Genomic DNA, 26,138 nt, shown 5'->3' on the forward strand with positions numbered 1-26,138 from the left:
TGCTAAGTTAAAGAGGGCGGTACCATCAAGCTGCTGTTTACCAAAGGACCATCATTGGGCGCCAAAATGGCTGCGCTCTTTGTGGTTTCTGCTGTGCTTGTTGCACTGTTTGTCACCACGCCGTTTTTGGAAGGGGCGCGTAATAAAGCGGTGGGCTTGGCAGCCCCCCTTTATCATTTAGCCGACTTGCCGCATAACTTAAGTGAATGGAGTCGAACACGCTTAATTGGTCGCGATAAACTGATTCAAGAGAATGAATCGCTGCGCAGTGAATTGTTAGTTCATCAGCGCAAATTACAGCAGCTTGCATTCCTCGCAGCAGAAAACACCCGCCTTCGCCAACTGCTAAATTCAGCCGATACGCTTAATCAGCGAGTCTTGGTGGCTGATCTTATAGGGGTGGCACCTGACCCTAACATTCATAAAGTCTTTATTAATCGCGGCACGCGGGATGGCGTTTATGTCGGCCAGCCTGTTGTTGATGCTTCTGGCTTGATTGGCCAAGTGGTGAATGTATCGTCTTCTAATAGCAGCGTGTTGTTGATATCTGATACTAGCCACGCCATTCCAGTGCAAATTAATCGCAACGGCGTGCGCTTGATAGCAGAAGGGCGTGGCAGCGTCTTTGAGCTAGGCTTGCGGCATGTTTCTAGTACGCTAGATATTAAAGAAGGCGACTTATTGGTCAGCTCTGGCTTGGGGGATATTTACCCCGCTGGTTATCCTGTCGCTACCGTTGAAAAAATCGTCTACGACCCTGGTAGGCCGTTTGCCGATGTTGTTGCTGTGCCTATGGCCCAACTCAACCGAAACCGCCATGTACTGCTTGTTTTTGCGCAATCTTCTAAAGTGTCTTTTGGTGCCGGCGATGCTGATGTTTCATCCGAAGTGCAAACGCCGCCATGAGTGACAACATTGGCTACCTTCCTTGGTTGGCGGTGACGGTATTTGTAGGCTTGATGCTAAGCATTTACCCGTTACCCGCCCATTATGCTTGGTTTCGCCCAGAGTTTCTGGCGTTGGTGTGCATCTTTTGGGCTGTCTTTTGCCCGTATCGTTTTGGGGTTGTGATGGCTTGGTGCATTGGCCTTCTGCAGGATATTGTTGTGGGCGATGTGTGGGGTGCACATGCTTTGTCGTTAGCTTTTATTGCGTACTTATGTTTGTGTTCCTACCAGCGTTTACGCAGTTATCGACGAGGCCAGCAAATGCTATGGGTATTTGTATTGGTTGGCATTCACGAAGTGTTTGTTAATTGGGTTCAGGGGTTAAATGGTTATGCTGCGCCAGTGGTCATGATTATATTACCGACACTCATTACAGCATTGTGTTGGCCGTTGGTGGTTGGTTTACTTAAGCCCACGCGTAATATCTGGCAGGGGTAGTGGCTTACAGCCTGTGCATGCGAGCCTTAACGCGATAAAAATAAGAGAACGTTTTATGCAAGCGAATGGTGCTGCCAAGCCCAAATTATTCTTAGCCTCAAAATCGCCGCGTCGCGCCGAGTTGCTGCAGCAAATAGGGGTTCCTTTTGAGGTCTTGAGTATTGATGTGCCAGAGCATCGCCAAGAAGGTGAGGCGCCGGCAACCTATGTTGCGCGTTTAGCGCGCGAAAAGGCCCGCGCTGGTGCAGCGCTAGTAAATGGGTGCGCTGTGTTAGGTGCCGATACCATTGTAGAGTGCGCAGGCCACGTGTTGGAAAAACCCCGCGATCAAGCCCATGCCGCTGAGATGTTACATTTATTGAGCGATCAAACGCACCTTGTGCATACGGCTGTTGCTCTTTGTTGCAATGAGCAGCTATATACCGATTTAGTCACCAGCAAAGTGACTTTTCGAGCGTTATCGAGTGATGAAATAGCCCGTTATTGGCTTACCGGCGAGCCTGCTGATAAAGCCGGCGGTTACGGTATTCAAGGTTTAGGGGCTGTTTTTGTTCAGCACTTAGCTGGAAGTTATTCAGGGGTAATGGGTTTGCCCATCGCTCAAACTCAGCAGCTGTTGGCATCGTTAAATATAACGTGCTGGCAACCGGATGCTAGCACTGCGTTAATGTGAACATTGCCTTGTATAAAGTATCAAAAATAGCGATGCACTGTAAAAACGCACTGCCAAATTAATAGGAGAGCCGCAATGAGAGATGAAATATTAGTCAATTTTGGCCCAACAGAAACGCGCGCGGCGTTAGTTGAAAATGGTGTGGTGCAGGAAATTTACATTGAGCGCACACAAAAGCGAGGCATTGTTGGCAACATTTACAAGGGTAAAGTTGTACGGGTTTTACCGGGTATGCAAGCTGCTTTTGTTGATATTGGCTTAGAACGCGCGGGCTTTATTCATGCTGGCGATATCTCTTCTCAAAATACCGACCCTGCCAGCGACAGCGCAGATACTAAAAACAGTGAGCCTGCTGATATCCGCACCTTATTACGCGAAGGCCAGCAAGTGTTGGTACAGGTTACAAAAGACCCTATCAGTACAAAAGGCGCAAGGCTTACAACACATATCTCTGTTTCGGCGCGTTATTTGGTGTATATGCCCAGCAGTGAACATATTGGTATCTCTAATCGAATTGAGGATGCGGCCGAGCGCGAGCGATTAAAAGCGGCGGTTAGCGAAATTACTTCAGAGTACAAAGAGCAATACGGCGGTGGCTTTATTGTGCGCACTGCTGCTGAGGGTGCCTCTACCGAAGAGCTAAAAGCCGATATCCCTTTTGTATATAAGCTTTGGCATAACTTGGCAGAGAAAATAAAAACCACCAAAGCGCCTAAACTTGTCTACGAAGATTTGCCGCTGTACATGCGCACTGTGCGCGATTTAATGCAACCCTCTATAGAAAAGGTTCGTATCGATTCGCGTGAATCACTGCAAAAAATGGAGAACTTTGCCCAGTACTACGCGCCAGAAATTGGCGGCCGAATAGAGCATTACCCAGGGCCTCGCCCCATTTTCGATTTGTACGGTGTTGAAGACGAACTTAAAAAAGCGCTCGAAACCCGCGTGCCTTTAAAGTCTGGCGGTTATCTTATTGTTGAGCAAACCGAGGCTATGTCTACTATTGATGTAAACACTGGCGCTTTTGTTGGGCATCGAAACTTAGAAGAAACCATTTTTAAAACCAATTTGGAAGCGGCTTCTGCTATTGCGCGTCAGCTACGTTTACGCAATTTAGGTGGCATTATCATTCTTGATTTTATTGATATGACAGATGCCGAGCACCAGCGCCAAGTTTTAAGAACGCTAGAAAAGCACCTAGAGCGCGATCGTGCAAAAACCAATGTTATGGGGGTCTCACAGCTAGGTTTAGTTGAAATGACGCGCAAGCGCACAAGTGAATCGCTAGGGCAAATGCTATGTGTGCCTTGCGCTGTTTGCAATGGTCGTGGCGTTTTGAAATCAGCAGAAACTGTGTGTTATGAGATTTTTCGAGAAATATTGCGCGAAGCGCGTAATTACGACGACACAAAATTATTAGTATTGGCCTCGCAGGTTGTTATTGACCGCCTGCTGGATGAAGAGTCCGACAATGTTGCTGATTTAGAGCTGTTTATTGAGCGCGCAATTCAGTTTCAAGTCGAGGCGCTTTATAACCAAGAACAGTACGATATTGTATTGGTGTAGTGTTGATGTGATGTACAAAATAAAAACGGCTATACAGAAAACACTTACCAATAGGGGGCTGCGTTGAAGTTAGTATCGCGCCGCTCGCTGCAAACGTTTGTGCGCATTGTTTGGGGCACTACGGTTTTTCTTGTTATTTTACTGGCCGTTTGTGTGCAGCTGGGGCGTACTGCTTTTCCTTATTTAAACGATTATAAATCGTTGCTCGAAGATCAACTTTCTTTACGGCTAAACTCCACCATCACAGTAGGGGAAATTCAAGCCAGTTGGGATGGTTTGCGCCCCGCGATTACATTGCTTAATGTTCGCGTAAGCGGGGGACCTTACGAGGGGCAGTTGCACGCCGAACAATTGTCGGCGCAAATTAATTTGCTGGCAACCTTTAAAGATTGGCGTTTAGCGCTAGGTAAATTAGATTTTGAAGGCTTGCGTGCCGAGATGGTGCAGTCGGAAGATGGCTCTTGGGCTGTGGTGGGTTTGCCGCAATCATCTGCCGGCGATAGCAATTTTACCATCGATGATCCGTTGGATATTTTCTTGTTTGGCCGCCGCTTAGAGCTAAACGAAACCTCATTGGTTATGCGCTTTCGCACAGGCCATACGGCCGAAATGACGATTCCTTCTGTATCCTTAGAAAATGATGCTAATTTTCACCGGTTAAAAGCCAAGGTGGATGTTGATAAAGACTCGAATGCTTTTTATTTGGTTGTGGAGGGGCAAGGCGACCCCCGCGATGATAAAAACTTTGAAGCACGCGGTTATTTGCAGTTGCAGCAGTTTCCACTACAAAAAGTTGTGGCAGCAACGGGCCTACACAAAGGTTTGGATATTGAGCCAGGCTTGTGGAGTGACGGTAGCCGAATGGATTTCCAGCTGTGGTTTGAAGGCTCTACTGCGAAAGGTATGGATTTTAGTGGTGGCGGAAAAGCTTCTGGCTTACCGTTTAAATTGCCTGGTGAAGCCGAAGCACCGGCTATTCCACAATTTAAATTTACGGGCCGCTGGGATAAACAAAATGGCTTATTCGCGCAAATTGCTAATTTAGGCTTAACGTGGCCACAGGCCGAAATTCCCCCTTTAGATATTGAATTGCGCGCAGGTTTAAATACGCCGGCGCAATTGCGTATTCGAGAGCTTGATGTTACTGCATGGAGCCAAGCGGTTGGCGCTTTAAAACTGAATAATGTTGTTGCTAAATTACAAGACTTATTAAAACCCGGCGGCACGCTGCGCGATATAGGCGTTACGGTAACAACTGCAGAGCAGGGTTATTTTCATTTGCAGGCTAATGTTTTTGATGCCGCAGTAGAAAGCTGGCAAGGGGCGCCGCAAGTACGCCATGCCACAGGCTTTGTTGAATCAACGGCCTTTAAGGGCCGAATGGTGATTGATGCGAATGATGGCTTCGTGATGCATTATCCCATTGTGTATAAAAAGCCGCTCGATTTTTATCAGGCCTCTGGTGAGGTTGCTTGGTTTGTTAATTTAGAGTCGTCGATGGTTTATGTCACATCGGGCTTATTGAACCTTAAAGGCGAAAGCGGTGAAGGCGCTGGTTATTTGTATTTAAGTTTGCCAACAAAACGTTTAGATAATATCGAGCCAGAAATGACGCTTGTGGTGGGCATGCGCGAAAGCGTTGCCCGTTATCATGAGGCTTATGTGCCTTACACCATTCCCGATTCGTTGTATAACTGGTTAGGGCAAAGTATTAAAGATGGCGATTTAACCGACGGCGGTTTTATTTATCGGGGGTCTCTTTTGGGTGCACCAATGCGCCCGCGCAGTTTGCAGTTGAGCATGAAAATTCACAGCGGCGAGCTTGCCTTTGACCCAGCGTGGCCCGTGCTAAAAAATGCTGATGCCTCATTGCTGGTGGACGACTTAGGCTTGGCGGTCACCATTGATAAAGGAGAGTTGCTAGGCAATACCCTTACCGGAGGCCGGGTGGCCTTAGTCGAATCGGATGATAACAAAATGGCGCTTTCTATAACCGGTAATGCATCTGGCGATGCAAAAAGTGCTTTGGCGTTATTGCGCTCTAGCCCTGTACAGGATATCGCCGGTGAAGCCTTAGCGCAGTTTCAGGCCGCAGGTTCGTACAACGGAAGTGTGGAATTATTTATACCTTTAGATGGCGGCTTAAATGACGGCTGGCAAGATATTCAAGCGAGTTTGGATGATGGCGTTTTTCAATTGCCCGCGCTAGATTTAACCTTTAACGCTGTTAAAGGTGATATTCGTTACCATACAAAGGAAGGTCTCACGGCAAAAGATATTACGGCAACTTTATGGCAGCAGCCGGTACAGGGGCATTTAATTACCGAAAGTGATGAGGCTGGGCGAGTACTCAATTTGGCTTTCTCAGGTGTTGCTGATGTAGTGGATTTAAAGGGTTGGCTCAATCGTCCCATTTTTAATTATATACACGGTCAAGCGAATGTAAGCGGCGAATTAACACTGCCATTTGATCACCCGACACAAGGGGTTGCACTGGAGTTAACATCGCAATTAGAGGGGGTCGAGCTTAACTTCCCCGCACCTTATAGCAAACCTGCACATCAAGCGCATGAATTAACCGTTGAGTATGAAGCGCCTAGGCATTCGCCATTAAGTTATATCTCTGTTCGCTCTGCTTTTGATATATCGTCACAAATGATGATGGAAGGCGGTGCTATTAAAGCTATGGATGTTAGTTTTTCTGAGCCAAATCGCTTGCGTGAAGGCAGTATTCGGTTGCACGGTAATGTAGGTGATATAGATGCCGGCCCGTGGAGTGATTTTGTACTGGAATACATCGATGCCTTAACTCAATCGCCGCCTGGCGGAGTATTAGCAGACACAGCAACGCAGGTAAATACAAAGGCTGCTAAAGCGCCAATTTTCTCCATGGCCTTGCGCGCAAATACAGTGACCTTGGGCGAGCTGGTCGTCGACCATGTTGCGTTGTGGGGGCGAGAGTTAGAAGATTCTTGGTACTTCGATTTAGAAACGCCAAAAGCGGTGGCAAATTATCAGCGTTTTAATGATGATCGCCCAGATCAGTTGCATTTTGAGTATTTACATTTGCCGAGCACCGGCGAAGAAACTGACCCACAACGTGAAAAACAAAGCTTTTTGGCGAATGTTGCGCTCGAACATTTAGAGCCGATGGATGTACGTATTGATGAACTAGCTTTTGGGGGGGAAGGTTGGGGGCATATTGCATTTGATTATCGCCCAGAGCGCCGAGGCCTTGTAGCCAAGCGTATACGCGGTAACATTCGAGGGTTAAAAACAACCGATGGTACGCTCGCAATATATAAGCGTAGTGAAAATGAGTGGGAAAGTAGTTTTAGCGGCGCTATTAATACTGCCAATGTTGGCGATGTACTGGAAAACTTCGATTACCCGCGCGCGTTAGTGAGTGATACAGCCACTTTTGATGTTAGTTTAAATTGGCCCGGCCACCCAGATCAGTTAAATCTTAACAGCCTTGCCGGCACAGTCGAATTGCAATTGAATAATGGCCATTTTATTCAGGGCGAAACCGGTGACGATCGCTCGTTATTAAAGCTTATTTCACTATTAAATTTCGATACTTTAGTGCGCAGGCTGAGGTTGGATTTTTCCGACTTGCGCCCCGAAGGGCTTAGTTACGATTCCGTTAGCGGTAAACTGTATTTTGAAAAAGAAACCGTAAAAATTAAAGCGCAAACACCGTTGATTGTGGATACGACATCAGCCGATTTACAGTTGGTGGGCGATATTGGTTTAGCTTCGCAAACGATTGATAGCCAGCTAGTTGCGACGCTACCTATTGCAGGTAACCTTGCCGTTGCAGCAGCACTTACTGCGGGTTTGCCTGCCGCTGTGGGGGTTTACGTGGTGGGTAAACTGTTTAAAGAGCAGGTCGATGAGCTAGCCAGCGTGCGCTACAACGTCACGGGCAGTTGGGAAGAACCTAAGTTGGAAGTTGATAAAATATTTGAGGCGCATGCCAGTGGGCGTGCGGAAAATAAACAAGTTCCTCTCGAATTAGAGCAGTTATATCCACCGCCCGAGCCTACAAAAAATAGTACTAATGACAGCGCCAAAAACTAACCAAACCTATGCGGTTTATCAGCAAAGTCTGGAACTGGTTTGGCATAATGAAAATACAGTTAGTGTTATTTTTAATGTAGTGCCAAGCATAGCGTTAACGGATGTTATAGGTTACGCGCAACAGCTTATATCGCAGCAGTTTGCTGCCGCTGTTATCGATACTATTCCTGCCTATAACGGCTTGATGTTGGTCTTTGATTTTTCAGTAGAATCCCCTGAGTTGCTGGCTAAGGCTATTTTAGACAGCCTAAAAAATAGTGCGTTAGGGTCTATTGAAAAAGCGAGTAATGATACCGATATTTTAACTATTCCAGTGTGTTACCACCGAGATATGGCGCCTGATTTACCGGCGTTAGCCAGTTGCGCAGGCTTGGGTATTGATGAGGTTATTGCAGTACACAGCCAAGCGACTTATACCGTATGTGCCTTGGGTTTTGCGCCGGGCTTTCCTTATTTAGGTTTTGTTGATGCGCGCATTGCGAAGCCTCGTTTAGCGACACCAAGGCAAAATGTCGCGGCCGGTTCAATTGGTATAGCGGATAATCAAACGGGGGTTTATCCGAGCGCATCGCCTGGTGGCTGGAATATTATTGGTCGTACGCCGCTGGTGTGTTTTGATATTCAGCGGCCAGTATCACAGGCGAGCATTTTTTCGGTAGGGCAAAAGGTGCGTTTTGAGCCGGTATCACGCAGCGATTATGCTGCTTTGAATAACAAATTTAGCAGGCGGGGCTGCGCGTAGTGTCGGGGTTTGGTTTATTACAAATACTAAAAGCTAGCGGTAAAATCACAACCCAAGATTTGGGTCGCAAAGGTTGGTTGCACTTAGGTATTTGTGAAAGTGGCGCCGCTGATGAAATGGCCTTTTTATGGGCGAATTTTTTAGTCGGTAATGTCGCAAATCGCTTGGCCAATAGCACAACCTTAGAGATTACCTTGGGGCAGGTAAGCTTAATTTTTACTGCGGCAACCACGGCGGCTTTAACCGGGGCAAGCACACCTGCTTTTTTAAACGACAAACCTATTCCGTGCTGGCAAAGTTTTCGGGTGGCCGCGGGCGATGTTTTGCGTTTATCGTTACCTAAATTTGGCTTGATTAATTATTTAGCCGTTCAAAATGGCTTTAAAGTACAGCGGGTTTGCGGCAGTACAAGCATTTGTGAACGCGAAGGGCTTGGCCCTTTTAATGGTCGTCAACTGCAAGTAAAGCAGTGCATTGGTTACTCTGTGCCTAATCAAACTAATCCTATTCGATCTGTCCCTGCGCACTACATTCCCGAATATCATGGCCAAAACATTCCTTTTATGCCGGCGGAAAAGGTTGCTGTGAGTAAGTGCTTATCGGGCGCGTACTTCACCGTAACCCCAGCGACCAATCGCATGGGCTGCCGCCTAGAGGGGCAGGCCATTGAGTGGGTGGGCGAGGGCGGTACGCAATGCGTTAGCCAAGGCATGCCCTATGGTGCAATTCAATTGCCACCTGATGGCCAACCCATTGCGTTATTGAAGGACAGGCAAACAATGGGGGGGTACCTGTTGTTGGGTTGTTTGTCGCGTTTTGGGGGCGGGCGTTTAGCGCAATGCAGGCCCGGTGAAAGGGTTAGCTTTGTTGCTATTTCACGCATGCAGGCTATTGAACAGCTGCGCCAACGCAATGTTTTTTTTGGTTTATAGCTTCGCAAAACATTAAGGTGCTGGCTGGTTGCGGCGCTCGGCTAATAATGTACTTTGGCGGCGTACCACATGTTGGATAAGTTTTTCTTGTACAGCTTCGCGTAAATTTAAAAAGTCGACTCGCCAAATAAACTCATCACTTTCGCCTTGATGGCAGTCTACAAGCAAGCCATCCACTTCTAGTTTTTCTTCGTCGTCTAATACTAAAAATAGGCGTAAGTGGGCGCCAATATCTAGCGGGGAATCCTCGGCGAAAGCTAACCCGCAAGCGCTCATATTCACTTTGCGAGCGCGGTAGGCGAGTGTTGTTTTGGTGTGTTTATCGACTTGGGTTAAACGTTCGATCTTTTGGTTTAATAATGCGATTAATTCAATAAGCTCTGGATGTACATGCTTTTGCTCGGCAATTAAAATTTCCATGCGCCGGTCTTGGTCTGCAATTAATTCAAAGGTGTCGTCTGCGCTACTTTCTTGTTTAGAGTGAACGACTTGGTAGCTTAATTTAACGGTATCGTTAATACGAAAATAGCGGCGACGTTCCGATGACATTATAAGCTCCTAAAATATTTCTTCGGGTTGTAGTTCAAAGAGGTAGTCGGGTTCGAGTTTTAAGTCGCGCAAAATATCGGCGCCATCGGGTGACTGCAAAACCGCTTTATCATCTTCGGATAAATCGTCGTCTAAGCTTTGTAAAATTAAAATTTCTACGCGGCGGTTTTTCGCTCGATCATCAGCGCTGTTGTTGCTGGCTAGAGGTTTGGTATCTGCCATGCCGCTTACCTCAAAACGACGTGAATTAATAACATTGCCACGCATTAATTCGTGAGCAACGGATACTGCCCGCGCGGAAGATAATTCCCAGTTTGAGCGAAAACGTGCGGTATTTATGGGGATGTTGTCTGTATGCCCTTCGACCTTAACGTGACCGGGCTTAAGGGCTAAAACTGCTTGCACTTCTTGCAGTACGTCGCGGTATTCTGGTTTGAGTGTGGCCGATCCAGAGCCGAACGAGCCTTTTTCCCGAATGCGAATAATTATTTTTCGGCCTTCGGTTTCAATTTCAATTTGACCGGCTAAAATCTGTGCGCTTAGCGCATCGGCTAGCTCGTAGGCTATTTGCTCGGTTTGTTTTTCGAGTTCTTCTAGCACTTCTTTTACACGCGCTTTTACGCCGGCATCGTAGCCTTCTTCACCTTGTTCAACATCAAAGTCTTCAGAGCATTCAACCTTGAGTGACATTTCGGTCACATCTTGTGTGGTTTGGAATATCTCGTTGATAGGGGTTGGCTCTGGCCTTCCTGGGCTAAATTCTTGTGCAATAATGCTGGTGCCTTTTGGTGGGTCGGTGACATTCACTTTGTTTTGAACGCCAAAAGCCTGCGCCATCGAGCCGGCTAAGCGCTTAAACTTCATCGCGTCCATTTCAGAGAACGACAACAGCAAAACGAAAAAGCACATTAGCAAAGACATCAAATCTGCAAACGTGCCCATCCAAGCCGGCAGGCCTGCCTTACATTTGCACTTATCCTCATCTTCATCACTCATAGCGAGTTAGCGCTGGTGAATTACTCTTCACCGGGATCGCGCTTGCCCTCCGGAAGGTAGTTGCGCAACATGCCGTCGATTACGCGAGGGTTTTGCCCATTCTGAATAGCGATGAGCGCGTCGATAACTAAGCTTTTAATCATGGCTTCCTCCGCGGCGCGCAGGGCAAGTTTATCGGCCATGGGTTGGCAAATGGCGTTGGCAATAATGGCGCCGTACAGCGTTGTAAGAAGGGCAACGGCCATTGCAGGGCCGATGGCTTTAGGGTCGTCCATGTTGGCCAGCATGGCCACAAGGCCAATGAGTGTGCCTATCATTCCCATCGCTGGTGCCATTTCCGCCATGTTGGCAAAAATAGAGGCGCCAACGGCGTGGCGTTCTTCGGCTTTACTTTTGTCTTTGGACAGCAATGTTTTAACAACGTCGGGTTCGTGGCCGTCGACTAATAACTGAATGCCACGCTTTAAAAAGTCATTACTGACTTCTTTGCCTTCTAGTGACAGAAGGCCGCCTTTGCGAGCTTCGTCAGCTAGGCCAACAACTTCGTTAATAAGCTCAACAGGGTCGGTGCTGCTGAATTTAAAGCTTTTGCCTGCAACCTTAATAGCGCCCAAAAACTGCCCAAGCCCATACTTGGCCATAACCGCAAAAATGGTACCCCCAACTACGATAACGACTGAGGGTATGTTGACGAACATGCCTAACTGGCCACTCATCAACATAGAGATGACGATAAGGGCGAGCGCACCCACAATCCCGACTAACGATGCTAAATCCACACTGTGCTCCCTTGTTTCGGCTGCTGTACTGCTTTCAATTGGCAATGTCGGCGCTTAAAACCTGCTTTTTAGGTTATCGGCCGGTGCTCTTAAAGATTGAATTTTCCAACTGCAGCGTTATAAGTTATTCATTCTTTGAGTGTAGATGGTTTTAGCCGGTCTTCCGTGAAATTGATGGGAGTCGACTTACTATTGGTTTTAACCGTTGGGTTTACGGGTAGCGGTGACCATGTGGCTGCTTTGTGGTTTGACCGGTCTGTGTAAGTTGGGTAATGTGCGCGCTTCTATAATGGTCGAGGTTGACGGCATGGTCGCGCGTAAAAAAACAGCACATTTCGAGAAGTCTTTGGAGGCCCTAGAGTCAGTTGTTGATGATATGGAAAGTGGCGAACTTAGCTTAGATGACGCACTGAAAGCCTTCGAAAAGGGTGTCAAATTAACGCAAGAGTGCCAGCAGGCGCTGGATGAGGCTGAGCAAAAAGTCTCTATTTTGCTCGGTGATAGTCCTGCTGCTGAACCTGTCCCCTTTGATGCTGGCCCTGCAGACGCTTAAAGCGGTTTTTAACCTTTGAATAAAGAATGCTTTTGTGAATGACTCATTAACACTATTTGTGGACCGCTATCTGCCTGAAATTGAGCAGCATCTCGCGGCCGCCTTGCCTGCGCCTATAAACGGGGGGGAGCGTTTGCGCGAGGCCATGGCCTATAGCCTGCTTAATGGCGGCAAGCGTATTCGGCCTATTTTAACCTTGGCTGCAGCGCAAGCGTGCGGTGGCATTGGCAGCGCGACTTGGCCAGCGGTGGTGGCGGTAGAGTATATACACGCCTACAGCTTGATTCACGACGATTTGCCTGCGATGGATGACGATGATTTACGTCGTGGCAAACCGACTTGCCACATTGCCTTTGATGAGGCTACGGCCATATTGGCCGGCGATGCGCTTCAATGCTCTGCTTTTGAGTGCTTATCCAAGCAGGCCGAAACGCTAACCATGGTGGCGCCACTTGCCAAGGCTGCTGGTGCGCGCGGTATGGTTGTTGGTCAGGCTGTTGACCTTGCTGCAGTGGCGCAGCAGCTGAGCCTTGAGCAGTTGAGCCATATGCACAAACATAAAACGGGTGCGCTCATCGAGGTAAGTGTGCAGCTGGGCGCCATGTCGGCGGGTGCTTCGCCCGCACAATTGAATGCCTTGGCTGAATACGCTAATGCTATCGGTTTGGCGTTTCAGGTGCAGGACGATATTCTTGATGTAACAGCAGACACCCAAGTTCTTGGCAAGCAGCAAGGCGCCGATGCGGCAAATAATAAGCCCACATATGTCAGTTTGTTGGGTTTGGAGGGGGCGCAGCAAAAGGCGAAGCAGCTGGTCGCGCAGGCTTTGGTAGCGTTAGAGATATTCCCAGATGCACACCTATTGGCGGCTATTGCGCATTACATTGTTAATCGCGAAAAGTAGATTGCCGAAAATGGCGGGGCCTTCTTAGGGTTGCGTGCTTTGATTGCTGCCGTAATGTAAACGCAAAATGCGCCTGCATTACGGCAAGCCATCTTAGAAGAATAAAGCCCAAATAATCAAAGCAAAAAGCACATACTTAAGCAGATAATACAAAGGCTTGTTTTTCGCCTTAATTTTTTTACCTAGCAGACGCACCCCGTAAACATAACCAAATAGCTTATTGATTGCACCTACCTTGTCGCCCGGCTGATTTTTTGAAACTGCTGCGCCCATCACTACTCGCGAAAACAGCGCGTTGATCCAAGACGCAGGTGCAAACCACATGGGGCGAACGACATCGCAAAATAAAACAATGCGCTGTTGTTCGGTATCGTTTTTGGCGTAGTGAATGAAGGTTTCATCAAACATAACAGATTCACCATTGTGCCAAACGTAAGGTTCGCCATCGACATAAATAGCGCACTTTTCGTCGCCTGGGGCGGTTAACGCTAAGTGGTAGCGCAGCGAGCCGGCATAAGGGTCGCGGTGTTGTTGCAGTTTGGCTCCAGGTGGTAGCGATGCAAACATTGCGGCTTTAATGGATGGCACTTGTTTGAGTAAAGCTACGGTTTTAGGGCACATATCGTTGGCAGAATTTAAGTCGTTGCCGTACCACTTTAAATAAAAACGTTTCCAGCCGGTGCGGAAAAACGAGTTAAATCCTACGTCATCTAAATTTTGTGAGGCAACAATGCGCTGCTGCGATTGCAGAGCAAGAGCTTCATCGCGAATGATTTCCCAGTTGTCTTCCAGCAGTTTGAGTGCCGGGTAATCTTTTGGGTCGTGGTAGGGCGTAGATGGCGCTTTAGAAAACGCATATAGCAGGCAATTAATGGGCGACATAATCGTGGAGTGATCAAACAGCTGTCGCGAAAAACGGTGGCGGACTTTGCCGCGAAAATGAACATAGCAGCCGCCCATTGCAAACAACAATAAAACCCAAATGCCGCTGGGAATAGAAAAATCAGACAAGGTACACCTCCTGTATTGTGCTGGGGAATTCTAGCAAGAACGTCGCGCCACAGCTAATGAATACGCTGGGAATAGTCAGCATAGATAGTTGCGAGCGTTTGCGGTTTGAGTTGAGTGTCGCTAAAAAGTGGGTGTCTAGTTTTGGATGAAAAATAATAGGTCAATAATGTATAAAAAATGTGGACAATAAGATTGCTTGCTAAAGCGCAAAAATACATTACAGAGATTGGGTGGCGGTTCAGCCGCACCTCGGCACACAGTCATACTACTACCGTTGCTCCCTTCCGGGCCTGGCGGGGTTTGCAGCGAACTGTTGCGAAGGGACCAAACCGCCATAGAGCGGGTATCGATAAACTGACCCCGAAACATATAGCCTTGAAACATGATGGTGGCTAGGGGGAGACTTGAACTCCCGACCCCAGCATTATGAGTGTAGTGGATCATTTTTGATTGGAAAATAGGTCGTTTTTTCTCCGTATGAGGAGATAAAAATGTCAAAAACATACGGTGTATTCTGCACAAAGGGTGGGGTCGGGAAGTCTACTACAGCAGCTAACTTAGGTGCAATTCTTGCGGATATGCACCAAAAAGTATTACTCATCGACGGTGATCCACAGCAATCGCTATCCCGCTGGTACCCACTATCTAAAACCGCCCCATTTGGATTGACGCAGCTGTACAAGTCAGCAAGTGCTGAAGGTTGTATCAGTAGCACTGTGATCGATGGGTTAGATATCGTCCTAAATGACGACCCCTCCAAAGACCCGGCTATCGCGACCTTCTTACGCGAGAGCTTTTACAACTCGTTCAACTTAAAAAAAGCGATTGAGAATCTGGGTGATCAGTACGATTACGTAATTATTGATACTCAGGGCTCTAAAGGGATCATACAAGAGACCGTTTTAATCGCATCCGATGTTGTTTTGAGCCCTGTACAGCCGAATGGGTTGGATGCAAGGGAATTCATAAATGGCACCTTAGCTTCCTATAACCAACTGATTCCAAAGCCAGGATATCCAAATATGACGGGGCGTGTTGCGCCACCGCCACTTCGGGTACTGATAAACATGGCTGATAGAACGACCATGACTGAAGGGGTCGTGAAGCAGTTGCGGAAGCGGTTCGATGCCGAAGCAGACCACCACATAACCGTCCTCAATACCCAAATTCCCGACTTGAAAAGCTACAAAGAAGCCTTTTCAGCGCAGTCACCTGTACATCGTTACGAGCGGCACCGTGGTGGGCCAACGCTTTCGGCACTCCAGATTATGAAAAAGCTAGTGCATGAACTCGAACCCAAACTGATTGACGTATCGCCAAGCTGGAAGAAATAGCTATGTCTAAAAAAATTGATTATGAAAACGCTTTGTTTGGTGACAATACAGCGCCAATCGTTGCGAGCGACCATACATTGCCACCAGACCCTCGGGTAGCAACTCGCTTACCTGTCACCATTGATAACTTGGTGCCTTACGCGGGTAACCCGCGTACAACCGCGAACCCCGAGTACGACGCGATCAAAGAGTCGATTCGGTATCGCGGGCTTGATCACCCGCCAAATGTAACGCGGGAGTCCCCCGACAAGCCCTACATGATTAAAGATGGGGGGAACACGCGACTGATGGCATTGAAGGAGTTGTGGCAGGAAACACAAGATCCTCGCTATTTCACGATCGATTGCATGTTCCACCCTTGGGTGTCAGAACGGGATGTATTGCTCGCTCACATTATCGAAAACGAAATGCGCGGCAAGATGACATTCATTGATCGAGCTAGGGCTGCTATGCGGCTTAAAGAGGATCTTGAACACGAAGGAGGTGAGGCACTTAGCTCTAGGGTTCTCGCTGAAAAAATTACTAAGCTTGGCTGGTCACTTAAACACCAGCATCTTTCTTTGATGATTTATGCCTTTGAAACATTGCTCCCGTGGCTACCCAGCACGCTGGATTACGGTATGGGGCGTCCAGCCATTAATAGTACCAAACGTCTACTCAATATTTGCAGGCAGTATTGGGATGCCGTTGCCACACCAGACGAAGGAAACTTTGACGAAGTTTGGCAGTTAGTTTTTGTTGAGCTCGATGAAGAAGAAGCTTTTTCTCCTGACATCGCGCGTAACCGCCTTGAGGAAGCCATGGCTGAGAGGCTGAGTATTCCTCTTTCATCTGTACGTGCGGAAGTTCAAGGACTCGAATCAGGCAGTTCTATTGAAGCTCAGCGTCCATCAAAAGACGCGTTTACTCAACATCCTGACCAAGAGCCACAGACTCCAGTAGCACCGCCTAGGCCTGAAACTCCAATGCCGGTCTCATATGCTGAAACAACCACACCAGAAGGAAACAATACCCCCTCCGGCAATCCTTATGCGGAAGAGCCGCAAATCACTGGCGGATTTGACGCGCAGGTTGAGCATCACAATGAGCTCGCAGCAAAGCAAGCGCCATCGCCAGCACTAACTACCGCGCCAGAAACCGTCCTTCAGCAGAACCAGGCTGCATACCCTTCGACTCGCGATTACTCGCATGGCGGCATCGAAGAAGCCTTAGAGGCTCAACGGGTGAAGGTTATCGAAGGGTTACGTGCCATTTTTCGTGTCTTTGGGTTTGACGACGATGTCGTTGAAGCGACAGACGATCCCGTGATGTGTTTTCAGTTTAGTACCAAATACTATCATCGCATTACTCCAGACACGCTTTACTACTTAATCCCATTTGAGTTGGCACTAGAGTACTTCGGGGTGATTAATCCATTAGTGGAAAAGAATATTGGCGAGTGTTTGATTCACGAAGGTGCTGACGAGTTTATGCCGATATATCAGGCGGTCCAAGGCAAGATCATGAATGCGCGGGTCACTGTGCAGTATGGATTAGCGCTTAAGCGTACAGGCAACCGAAAGGCAACCATTAACGGCATGACGTTTGAGGAATTAACACAGTATGCGGAAGCAGCAGTGCGATGGAACGAGGCAATAATCGAATATACAGCGCTGGTTATCAACGATCACGCAGGCCTACTTCCAAAGTAGCAGCCACCTAAAAACCTGAGGAGATAACAATGAACAATGTATTTTCGAGTATCAATCAACAAGCGCTGATCGTTGCTGCAGAGGCTCTGCGTTCTGATGACGTCAACACACTTAATGAGCTAGGTTTAGATGGTCTTACTGACGCACTTGCAATGAAACTTAAGCAACTCACGTTGCAAGAGATTACGTGTACGGGCGAATTTAGAGCGCCCCTCGCTCGCATCAGTATTGATCGGCGTAACATCGAGTTATTTATCAATTACGCTGCTGGAAAAACCGCAGAGGATGCACTGGTGTCCAAGGCCATTAAAGGCGGAATTCGTCAATCGCAGTTGGAAACCCTCAAAGGAACCTCTCGCCGTGAGTATGACGAACGACGCAAGCGTCTGGGGTTGCAAGAGCATACCAAAGGACGCATTGAACAGTTGAACGAGGAAGATGAATTCCTCGTTATTCGTGAGTGGGAAAAGTTGAAGGACATCAGTGATCCGCTGGCAAAATTAGTGGAGCTGCATGATCGGACGCAAGTCAGGATAGACAGCGCTTGGGTTGCACTGAACCAACATTCGGATAATTAAACATGTCGAATGTTCCATCAATCGATCTCCTCCAGCGGCAAATTAAACGTGCCGAACAAGAGCTCGTTTTTGCCAAAGAGACCGGTGCAGCGCAGGATGACTTCGCTGTGCTGTTCACCGGTAATTGGCATGACTCTATTCCACGTAATTTGATCCTCAACAACACTTTGTCACCTGTTGATAAAGTGTGTTGGCAAGCTATTCGATTAACGATCAATAGTCCCCAGCAACCTGGAACAGCCCCCACCCGCGATGAGCTTGCCGTTATGGTCAATTGCTCAGCGCCGACAATAACAACCGCTCGACAAATGTTGCGTCTGAGTCGCTACATGACTTTCTGTAGCGTTGTCAGGCACAAGGGTAAGTTTCTCGGTGAAGTGTACCTGCTTCATGAAGAGCCCCTCAGCATAGAAGACACTTTATCTCTGGACTCCACTTATTTGGAGTTTTGTGTTGCGTTGGCCAAGTCAGGTAACAAGTCATCACGACTTCGCAAGGAAGCTGGGCGGGTGTTGCGAGATATTGATCACCTCGGTGTTCGTCAAACACCACCAACTAAATCGCAGGCTTTGGGCGAGCGTATCGAGCAAGGGCTCGACAATTACGGTGTAGAGGAACGCCTTGACCCCGAGGGTTTCAACCAGAGAAAGAATTTTGCTCCGGATGGCTTTTTAACCAATGCGGTTATTAATTCATCAAATGATGCCAAAACAGCGGATTTTAACCAGAGCAAAAATTTTGCTCCGGATCAAAAAATAACCAATTCTAACCAGAGCAAAAATTTTGCTCTGGTTTCTGATGGTGTTTTTTGTAGTAGTTTTTGGAGTAGGAGTATTAATAACAAAGTAATAAAAACGCGTACACATGCGCGCGCGATATCAGAAGCAACACCCGCTGACATAGACGACTGGATCGAAAACTTGCACGACAAGCAGGATTACACCAGTGATCAGCTACCGCGCTATTCCGAACGTGGTGACCCTCAGCCCAAGCAGAAACCAGACTGGATGTTAAGCGACGTTGAAATTGAGCAGCTTGAAACCGGTGTAGAACCTATCGTTACATCGGAGAGCGGCCACCTTGAAATCCAATCAACAAAAATTAAATCACTGTCGGCACCATCGCAGGCTCATGGCGGTGGGGTACGGAAATACCAGAGCATTGACCCAGATAACGCGCACAACTCTGGAGGCTTCCAGGCGCAGCTAGATTACTTTTTTCCTGAAATATCCGACCCCGTTCTATCGCGGTATTCGAGCATAGGTTTTTTCGGAATACAGCCTCAAATGCCGGTGATCGCGCGCGCCATAGGTGGTCTTGAACCCCTAGAAAGGCGAGATGTTTTGCTGCAATACATGGCGAGAAAGGCCGCTTATGTCCACGGTTGGCACCATGAGGACGTCAGTAATCCTATTGGTTACATCAAGAAGCTTTGTACTCGAATTAAAAGCGGCGAGTTTATTCCAGACTCGTTTTGCGGTGAATTGATACGGTCACTGCACGAAAAGACGCCCCCCATGATTTGCGATACTCATGAGATTCGAGCGAAAAAACAAGAGATCGAGAATTACGGCGCTGAGTTTGAGCGTTGGAAAGAATTGCATAATTGAGTGAATCCGATGGCAGAGTGTAATCACTGATTACACTTCCAGAGTTAAATAGGCCCCGACAGTAAGCCTGTCACCACTGGTGACAGACCAAAAATTAAGTCACTGCCAGTGGCAAGGTGCAATCAGTGATTGCACTTCGAGAGTTAAATCGGCCTCGACAGTAAGCCTGTCACCACTGGTGACAGACCAAAAATTAAGTCACTGCCAGTGGCAAGGTGCAATCAGTGATTGCACTTCGAGAGTTAAGCGAACAGGTTGGCTACAACTTGATGATTATCAGATTTGATAACAATTGTTACTATTAAAGCAAAGGGATTAGCAAATTGACTAAGGGCGGAAATATGACCGACATAAAAAATACGAATGATGAGCAAGTTAAAAGCGCTGAGTCTTCACCGAAGAATCTAAACACCAGTGGGTTTGGGAGTTCGTTTGGGAGTTCGTTTGGGAGTTCGTTTAGACGCCCCACAATGATGCTCGACAGTGCAGCTATCCCTTGGGCTGCGAGTGGTAGTGGCGCTCGAGTGGGACCCAGCATGTCTATGGAGGCATCATTAACGCTTCACACCAAACTAGCCGTTAATTTGTGGAAGGGACGTAAGCCAACATCTGCAAAAGTGCGTGATGGTATTCCTGGTGTCTTACGTTTTGCCAAAGAAGCAAGCAAGGCATGGAACGAGGCAACAATGAGTAATCCAGTGGCCGATATGTATTTGATATTGGTCGAGGAGCGTTACGAGAAGGCGAGCCGAAAGATAGAAGAATCTACGGCCATTCTTAAAGAATTGCTCGATGTCCAAAACGTATTCGATGGCATCGGCGTAATGAACAACAATAAGCCGTTTTCGTATGAGCTCAGGTTCTCGTGCCCTTGGGGATACCTAGCATGCGCTTTACTGAAAAAATACGATGACCTAATTCGCTTAGCGTTGACGGCCAAACACATCGGCTTTCTCGGTGATCAAGATTGGAAGATTCTGGTTAACGATGTGGGTAAGGCCTTTCGCGGATTCCTGCAATCATTGGATGCATTTATCCCTGTGCCTATGGATCGCAACTGGTTTGAAAGAGGTATGACACATAAGATTGCCAAGGTGTACAAGCATTACGGGTTTGCCAATCGAGAGATGCCCAATGTGCCAGACGATATTATGAGCGGTGAGCGACGCCCCAAAGTTTGCCCGCCCATCAAAAATGAAGCAGAGCGCCAGAAGATTTGGGATGCAAATGGACCTTTTACCAATAAGGATATGTCAGAACTTGTTAAACCAATGACTATACGAGCTGATGAAGCGAAGAAAGCGCGCAAAGAAAGATACAAAGCTGAGGCAAGAAAACGATCACAGAGAGTAGAGACTGATGACAATAATAACCCCGATTGATATTCAACAAATTGTGAGTGGCACTGACTCCATACCACGCGGGATACTGTCGCGTAACCACGATCAAAAATTGTCCAAAATGGATCATCCTTTAAAAGGCCTTTTAAGGGATAAGGGGCGGAGCAGTTCGACAATTGAAGAAATGATCCGGTTGCATAAGCGGGCCGCGCTTAAAATTGAAAAAGCCGGTGACGCGCTTGTCGAACTCGTGAGAGAAAAAAACGATGAGTACGGTGGTGGTCTGTTTAATCTCAAACACAACCGAGGAAGCTCGTTCCAGTGGCGAGCAAACGGCCGTTTAGCTGCGCTGAGTAATGGCACAATTAAACGTACCGCCAGTCTTCGTCCGTTTAGTGTTGATGCTGACGAGTACATTGTGATCGATCAAGTACTAAGGAGCCTGGGCGCCGAGGCTCGAGCATTCTATCGCGCGATTGATAATGTGACGCAGGAGCTGACGATTCGTCACATCATATTGACCAATGCAATGCGTTATATGAATCACCACGTCCAGCGCACAGAAAAACAAAGTGAAATTTCACCGCGAGCGCAAAAGATTTCTGAAGATGTGCTCGGTAAAATTTGGCATGAAATTGAGTCTGAAAATACATTTTAAGTTGCTCAGGCTAAGTACGATTAAACGCTTTAGCGTAAACGAACTTTCCGTAGAATAGGCAATGAGCAGTGAATCTCCTCAGGTTTTTCGCTCACAGGAAGTTCCGTTTAGATTTCCAATCCTTAGGGGCGCCATGCGCCCCTTTTTTTATGCACGATCAATATTCATTTGATTGTCGCCGATATATTTCTCTGCGTGCATGCTGCCGGTGAATTCACACATCACTCATAAATACCGGAGAATTGTAATGGCACGTGGAATAAACAAAATGACGCTAGTTGGGTTTCTAGGTCAGGACCCAGACGTTAAATACACTCAAGGTGGCAATGCAGTCACAACAATCAGTGTTGCTACAAGTGATACTTGGACAGATAAGCAAAGCGGGCAGCAACAAGAGCGTACCGAGTGGCATCGAGTTGTGTTCTTTAATCGCCTTGCGGAAATCGCTGGGGAGTATTTACGCAAAGGCAGCCAAGTCTACATTGAGGGGCCATTGCGAACCCGTAAGTGGCAAGATCAAGCCGGGGCTGATCGATACACAACTGAAATCATTGGTAATGAAATGCAAATGATGGGCGGCAGCAATAGCGGCGGCCGTGGCGACAATGGTGCGGCACCGAATGGTGAGAATCAGCCAGTTAATCAACCGGCACCAGTACAAAATCAACCTGAGTATGTAGCGCCAAGCCAGGCACCTTATCCTGATCAAGATATGATTCACCCCAGTGCCGGCGAAAGTCAGAATCCAGGAAGTGGTGGCAATTAAGGAGTGACCAATGTCCATTTTATTTGTTGTCGAATCACCGAATAAAGCTAAGAGCATTCGTAACTATTTCCCTGATTTTAAAGTCGTCGCAACGGTGGGTCACTTTCGTGATCTGCCTGTTGATCGAATTGGCGCTGAGCCGCCAAAGCATGAGCCAGAGTATGTAACGATGGAGGGCAAAGCGGATGTTGAGAAAAATCTCCGTGCTGCCGCGAATAAAGCTTCAGTGATTTATCTGGCGACCGATCCCGACCGTGAGGGCGAAGCGATCGCAGCACATGTTGCGAATTTGCTCGGGCAAAAACACAAGGCAAAGATTCATCGCGTGACCTATGTCGAAGTCAATAAAAAATCGATTGAGCATGCAATAAAACAAAAAAGACAAATTGATTGGGCGCTGGTTCGCGCGCAAGAAGCTCGACGGGTTATTGACCGTTATGTCGGTTACATCGTGTCTCCTGTGCTGACAAACAAATTTAAAGAGCATGTCAGTGCAATTCACTTTTTGAGCGCGGGTCGCGTTCAAACGATTGCGTTAAAGCTCATTGTTGAGCGTCAGCGAACGATCAAAAATTTTAAGCCTGTCGAGCACTACGGTGTGACGGCGCATTGCTTGAAAGACGGGGTCGATTATAAAGCGCAGTGGGCTGCAACTGGCATCAATGATGATGGCTGTGCGAGCACAGAGGATGGTGAAAAAAAACAAGGATCTGGGCTTGTCACTGACAGAGCATTAGCTGAAGCGGTGAACGCGAGAACTGATACGTTAACCGTGTTTCAGGTGCAGAAAAAAGCGGTGGCCATAGCGCCACCCAAACCGCTGACAACGAGTAGCTTTGTAAGGCTAATGTCTGGAAAGCTAAGGCTTACAACAAAAGCTTCAATGGACGCTGCTCAGAAGCTGTTTGAGCAAGGTTTAATTACTTACCATCGCACTGATAGCCCTGTTATGTCAAAAGACGCACAGGAGGCTGTGAGAGCCTTTGCGCGGCAGCAAGGGCTGCCAGTGCCAGAAGCCGCAAGAACGGTTAAAGCGAAACAAGGTTCGCAAGAAGGGCATGAATGCCTTCGTGTGACGGATATTGCGAATACGCGACCAGAGCTCGTCGATCAGTCGTTAATGAAAGTTTATCAATTGGTCTGGCTTACAACGCTGCAGTCGCAGCTGGCAAATGCAATTGATGACCGGACTACAGTGATTCTGAAAAATGGGACTGAGGATGTATTCATCGCCAAAGGCTCTGTACAAAAAGAATTAGGCTGGAGGGCCAGCCTGAAACTGTCAAAGGATGACAGCATTGAATCTGAAAAAATAAGAGGGGGGGAAGAAAAAATAGCGAAGCTGCCAATGCTCGCCGAAGGCGAAGCCGCCATCGTCGAATCAACGACGCTGGAAATAAAACACACGAAGCCACCCAGTGTCTTCAGCGAAAAAACATTAGTCGAGAAACTGGACAAACTTAATATCGGTCGCCCAGCGACCTACGCGCAAATCATTGAGCGAATCAATGAGCAAGGCTATATCGAACGTGATACTAAATTAAACCTCACTAGTACTGCGCTAGGAGAATGTGTCATCGATGTACTTGACGGGCAGTATTCATTTTTAAATTACGAATACACGGCTGAATTAGAATCACTGTTTGATCAAATTGCAGATCGCAAACACGAGATGAGTTATCTGCCTGTTGTGGATGCTGTTTATTCAAGTCTTGAATTTGATAGTTCTACGTTAGAAGCGTTGGCGTTGCCGACGGTGATCTGTGAGAAAATGAGGCAGGTAAAACCGAAAGCAAAGCCTAAATCTAAATCGAAAAAAAGTGGAGCAAAAAAGATGGGTACTGTTGTTGCGTTCAGTTCAGCGAAAAAGAACAGTGGTATGGATAAGTCGAGCTTTGTAGCTGGGACTCAATGTACGACTTGTCGGTCAGGCACTCTGAGCATTAAAGCGTTGAAAGGCGGTGATATTATCGGCAAAGAATTTGTTGGATGCAGTGCCTTTCCAACGTGTAAACATTTTCAGTGGGTTAACTAATTAGGATTAGAACCGTTATGTATAAATTAAGAGTATTAGGTGTTGCCATGTTGTTACCAGCAATGGCAATAGGGGAAACATTGCAAATTGATGATGAGCCGTATGTTCGCACTGACCGATACACATTAGTCAGTATTGAGACTCAACCGGAGCAAATATCACCGTTGTTAAGCATTGTTGAAATTAGTTTTTCACAGCACATAAATTCGGTGGGTCGAGCACTCGATGAGTTGTTGGTCGGATCAGGTTACACGTGGAACAAAGAAATGGCTGAGAATGATCGACTTAATAGATTGTCATTGCCGGTTGTCGTTCGCGATATTGGCCCTGTACGTTTACGTGATGCACTGATCACTGTTGTAGGTGAGGCGTGGAATTTACAAGTGAATGAGCTCACGCGTGAAGTATGGTTTGAGCCTAGGGAGATCTAACCATGACGGTTAAAGTCTTTAAGCATGATGAGTGGATTGAGGCTACGCTTGAAAACCTGAGCCAAGGGGATTACATCTCTAACGGTCATGCGACGTATTTAGTCTGCGATATGCCGTTTGAAAACGAAAACGGTAAACTTGAAGTGCCGTGTGTATTGCCAGAGCCTGCGCCTATTATTATCCAGCTTGGTAATAGCAATGATAAATACATCACTATGGCCATGGATTTGGCTGGCACATCGTTGCGCGATTTCGGGGACGGAACGATGATGCTGTGTGAGTTTGAAAGTGGCAATACGCATGTATATTCACCAAGGCTTACAAAGCCAGAACTCGAGTTGTTTTGTAAAGACAATATCGAGAAGTACCAAGCCTTTTTTGATCAATACAGTGATAACGATATTTTTGAAGGACCTGTTTCAATGGATAGGTTTTGGTGATCGGTTATTGCCGACAATTCAGTAAATCTTTAAATCCTTTATGGGCGGGGCAATAACGGTTTAATCGTTTAAATTACTGCGGTAGGTCACTAGACTTTTTATGACTAATCCACAGTGAGCTCGCCCTATGTCTAATTCGCCGCAACAAAACAGTCAAGTAATTTGCTTAAAAAACCATACCGTTGAGCTAAGTTTAATTGTTGATGACATTCTGGAACTCATCGAGTCCGAAGCTAATCAGCAACTAAATATCGAAGACCGGTATGCAACAGCTTTGGGTGTTGAGCGTATCCTAAGAAAGCACTTGGCTGAAGAGCAATCCAAGTGAACGCTATAAATCAACCATTTACCTATATCCTGAAATTTATCGACTCTGCAGGGACGGAGCATAGGATCGAAAAAGAGGACTGTGACCAAGTGATAGATGTTGCGAATGCCCACATTGCCCTCGGAGCCGGTTTGATGGAACTTTCGGATAGTGAGGGCGAGGTATACGCATTGGATAACGACAAAAGTGGGCGGGTTAAAAATGGATAAAGTACCCTTCGAGTGCTCAATAAAGTCAGTTGAAAAAACGATCGCGAATAAACAACAAGATCTCACTGATGTTAAAAGTGATATCGCATTGGTGATGGATGTTGCCGAGTTTCATCGCCAATGTAATAAATTGAGTCATGCACTGGGTAGAGTCTTGGGGGAGCTTGAGTATTCCAAACCTAAGCCTGCCAAAAGAAAGTCCCTTGTTGCTGAGCAAAAATCACTTGAACGAAAAATACGGAGATTGAAGCGACTTAATATCGCGCAGCTGTTTGAGCGGGAATGGCTTTTGTCTGATAGTATCGCCGAGCTCACGACTGAGTTGAATGAGCTTAAAGTGCTATCCGGTGTGGTTAAACAAAAGCGTACTTTTTCGGTTGGTTTAATGCAGCCTGTTGAAAGCTCTAAGGCGACTTGATTGTGACCATGGTTAGCCCCTTGCAAAACCCGAATCCGATAACGTGTAGTGAGGAAGAGCGCACAATCACTGTTGGAAAAGGATTTATCAAAAAAACGGATTTGAGGGCTTGGCATTATCCATTCTT

26 protein-coding genes and 1 other RNA gene are annotated in these 26,138 nt (G+C 47.1%); 22 read left to right on the forward strand and 5 right to left on the reverse strand.

Annotated features, from left to right (window positions below; all coding sequences use genetic code 11):
- Positions 1–33 precede the first annotated feature (33 nt).
- The 7 genes from mreC to MARGE09_RS09640 all read left to right on the forward strand — a co-directional run bounded on the left by mreC (position 34) and on the right by MARGE09_RS09640 (position 9,381).
- Complete coding sequence (gene mreC, locus MARGE09_RS09610; protein WP_255711985.1) at positions 34–906, forward strand: rod shape-determining protein MreC; 873 nt, start codon at positions 34–36, stop codon at positions 904–906.
- Entirely contained in the window at positions 903–1,385 is a 483-nt protein-coding gene (mreD, locus tag MARGE09_RS09615; protein WP_236987115.1) for a rod shape-determining protein MreD, read from the forward strand. The genes mreC and mreD overlap by 4 nt, the downstream gene beginning before the upstream one ends.
- A gap of 55 nt (positions 1,386–1,440) precedes the next feature.
- Positions 1,441–2,058, forward strand: coding sequence for a Maf family protein (locus tag MARGE09_RS09620; RefSeq protein WP_236987116.1), 618 nt, complete (start codon positions 1,441–1,443; stop codon positions 2,056–2,058).
- A 75-nt stretch (positions 2,059–2,133) separates the two neighbouring features.
- Positions 2,134–3,624, forward strand: coding sequence for a ribonuclease G (gene rng, locus MARGE09_RS09625; RefSeq protein WP_236987117.1), 1,491 nt, complete (start codon positions 2,134–2,136; stop codon positions 3,622–3,624).
- Positions 3,625–3,687: 63 nt separating this feature from the next.
- Positions 3,688–7,707, forward strand: coding sequence for a YhdP family phospholipid transporter (locus tag MARGE09_RS09630; protein WP_236987118.1), 4,020 nt, complete (start codon positions 3,688–3,690; stop codon positions 7,705–7,707).
- Positions 7,688–8,449, forward strand: coding sequence for a 5-oxoprolinase subunit PxpB (pxpB, locus tag MARGE09_RS09635; RefSeq protein WP_236987119.1), 762 nt, complete (start codon positions 7,688–7,690; stop codon positions 8,447–8,449). Before MARGE09_RS09630 ends, pxpB begins: the two co-directional genes overlap by 20 nt.
- Complete coding sequence (locus tag MARGE09_RS09640; RefSeq protein WP_236987120.1) at positions 8,449–9,381, forward strand: 5-oxoprolinase subunit C family protein; 933 nt, start codon at positions 8,449–8,451, stop codon at positions 9,379–9,381. Before pxpB ends, MARGE09_RS09640 begins: the two co-directional genes overlap by 1 nt.
- A 12-nt stretch (positions 9,382–9,393) precedes the next feature.
- Here the strand turns inward: MARGE09_RS09640 and MARGE09_RS09645 are convergent, their stop codons facing one another.
- The 3 genes from MARGE09_RS09645 to pomA are packed head-to-tail and all read right to left on the reverse strand — an operon-like array spanning position 9,394 to position 11,705.
- Positions 9,394–9,930, reverse strand: coding sequence for a PilZ domain-containing protein (locus tag MARGE09_RS09645; protein WP_236987121.1), 537 nt, complete (start codon positions 9,928–9,930; stop codon positions 9,394–9,396).
- 9 nt (positions 9,931–9,939) lie between these two features.
- On the reverse strand, positions 9,940–10,926 hold the full coding sequence (locus MARGE09_RS09650; RefSeq protein ID WP_236987122.1) for a flagellar motor protein MotB: 987 nt from the start codon (positions 10,924–10,926) through the stop codon (positions 9,940–9,942).
- Positions 10,927–10,946: 20 nt separating this feature from the next.
- Positions 10,947–11,705, reverse strand: a complete 759-nt coding sequence (gene pomA / locus MARGE09_RS09655; protein ID WP_236987123.1) for a flagellar motor protein PomA — start codon at positions 11,703–11,705, stop codon at positions 10,947–10,949.
- A 229-nt stretch (positions 11,706–11,934) separates the two neighbouring features.
- Between pomA and MARGE09_RS09660 the strand changes: the two genes are divergently transcribed.
- Both MARGE09_RS09660 and MARGE09_RS09665 read left to right on the forward strand, forming a co-directional pair.
- Positions 11,935–12,258: an exodeoxyribonuclease VII small subunit gene (locus MARGE09_RS09660; RefSeq protein WP_420828091.1), complete on the forward strand. Its 324-nt coding sequence runs from the start codon at positions 11,935–11,937 to the stop codon at positions 12,256–12,258.
- Positions 12,259–12,292: 34 nt separating this feature from the next.
- A complete protein-coding gene (locus MARGE09_RS09665; RefSeq protein WP_236987124.1) occupies positions 12,293–13,162 on the forward strand; it encodes a polyprenyl synthetase family protein in 870 nt (289 codons plus the stop codon).
- A gap of 93 nt (positions 13,163–13,255) precedes the next feature.
- Here MARGE09_RS09665 and MARGE09_RS09670 read toward each other — a convergent pair whose 3' ends face one another.
- The gene (locus tag MARGE09_RS09670; RefSeq protein ID WP_236987125.1) at positions 13,256–14,173 is read right to left on the reverse strand and encodes an aspartyl/asparaginyl beta-hydroxylase domain-containing protein; all 918 of its coding nucleotides are present in this window, start codon (positions 14,171–14,173) and stop codon (positions 13,256–13,258) included.
- A 233-nt stretch (positions 14,174–14,406) separates the two neighbouring features.
- Positions 14,407–14,503: signal recognition particle sRNA small type (gene ffs / locus MARGE09_RS09675), an RNA gene on the reverse strand.
- A gap of 161 nt (positions 14,504–14,664) precedes the next feature.
- On the opposite strand from ffs, the gene MARGE09_RS09680 reads away from it, so the two are divergent.
- The 13 genes from MARGE09_RS09680 to MARGE09_RS09740 all read left to right on the forward strand — a co-directional run bounded on the left by MARGE09_RS09680 (position 14,665) and on the right by MARGE09_RS09740 (position 26,011).
- Positions 14,665–15,507 carry a ParA family protein gene (locus MARGE09_RS09680; RefSeq protein WP_236987126.1) on the forward strand — a complete coding sequence of 281 codons (843 nt, stop codon included), beginning with the start codon at positions 14,665–14,667 and terminating at the stop codon, positions 15,505–15,507.
- 2 nt (positions 15,508–15,509) lie between these two features.
- A complete protein-coding gene (locus MARGE09_RS09685) occupies positions 15,510–17,198 on the forward strand; it encodes a ParB family protein (protein WP_236987127.1) in 1,689 nt (562 codons plus the stop codon).
- A 29-nt stretch (positions 17,199–17,227) separates the two neighbouring features.
- A complete protein-coding gene (locus tag MARGE09_RS09690; protein ID WP_236987128.1) occupies positions 17,228–17,776 on the forward strand; it encodes an STY4526/YPO1902 family pathogenicity island replication protein in 549 nt (182 codons plus the stop codon).
- A gap of 2 nt (positions 17,777–17,778) precedes the next feature.
- Entirely contained in the window at positions 17,779–19,386 is a 1,608-nt protein-coding gene (locus MARGE09_RS09695; protein WP_236987129.1) for a hypothetical protein, read from the forward strand.
- Between the two features lie 341 nt (positions 19,387–19,727).
- Complete coding sequence (locus MARGE09_RS09700) at positions 19,728–20,768, forward strand: PFL_4669 family integrating conjugative element protein (protein ID WP_236987130.1); 1,041 nt, start codon at positions 19,728–19,730, stop codon at positions 20,766–20,768.
- On the forward strand, positions 20,746–21,384 hold the full coding sequence (locus MARGE09_RS09705; protein ID WP_236987131.1) for a hypothetical protein: 639 nt from the start codon (positions 20,746–20,748) through the stop codon (positions 21,382–21,384). The genes MARGE09_RS09700 and MARGE09_RS09705 overlap by 23 nt, the downstream gene beginning before the upstream one ends.
- A gap of 247 nt (positions 21,385–21,631) precedes the next feature.
- Complete coding sequence (gene ssb / locus MARGE09_RS09710) at positions 21,632–22,150, forward strand: single-stranded DNA-binding protein (RefSeq protein WP_236987132.1); 519 nt, start codon at positions 21,632–21,634, stop codon at positions 22,148–22,150.
- 10 nt (positions 22,151–22,160) lie between these two features.
- Entirely contained in the window at positions 22,161–24,185 is a 2,025-nt protein-coding gene (locus MARGE09_RS09715; protein ID WP_236987133.1) for a type IA DNA topoisomerase, read from the forward strand.
- A 17-nt stretch (positions 24,186–24,202) separates the two neighbouring features.
- Entirely contained in the window at positions 24,203–24,616 is a 414-nt protein-coding gene (pilL2, locus tag MARGE09_RS09720; RefSeq protein WP_236987134.1) for a PFGI-1 class ICE element type IV pilus protein PilL2, read from the forward strand.
- A 2-nt stretch (positions 24,617–24,618) separates the two neighbouring features.
- Positions 24,619–25,056 (forward strand): hypothetical protein, encoded by a 438-nt coding sequence (locus tag MARGE09_RS09725; protein WP_236987135.1) that lies wholly within the window; start codon positions 24,619–24,621, stop codon positions 25,054–25,056.
- 127 nt (positions 25,057–25,183) lie between these two features.
- Positions 25,184–25,384 carry a hypothetical protein gene (locus MARGE09_RS09730; RefSeq protein ID WP_236987136.1) on the forward strand — a complete coding sequence of 67 codons (201 nt, stop codon included), beginning with the start codon at positions 25,184–25,186 and terminating at the stop codon, positions 25,382–25,384.
- Positions 25,381–25,593 carry a hypothetical protein gene (locus tag MARGE09_RS09735; protein WP_236987137.1) on the forward strand — a complete coding sequence of 71 codons (213 nt, stop codon included), beginning with the start codon at positions 25,381–25,383 and terminating at the stop codon, positions 25,591–25,593. The genes MARGE09_RS09730 and MARGE09_RS09735 overlap by 4 nt, the downstream gene beginning before the upstream one ends.
- Complete coding sequence (locus tag MARGE09_RS09740) at positions 25,586–26,011, forward strand: hypothetical protein (RefSeq protein WP_236987138.1); 426 nt, start codon at positions 25,586–25,588, stop codon at positions 26,009–26,011. Before MARGE09_RS09735 ends, MARGE09_RS09740 begins: the two co-directional genes overlap by 8 nt.
- Positions 26,012–26,138: the final 127 nt, after the last annotated feature.

It is taken from the genome of Marinagarivorans cellulosilyticus (assembly GCF_021655555.1).
Classification (GTDB): domain Bacteria; phylum Pseudomonadota; class Gammaproteobacteria; order Pseudomonadales; family Cellvibrionaceae; genus Marinagarivorans; species Marinagarivorans cellulosilyticus.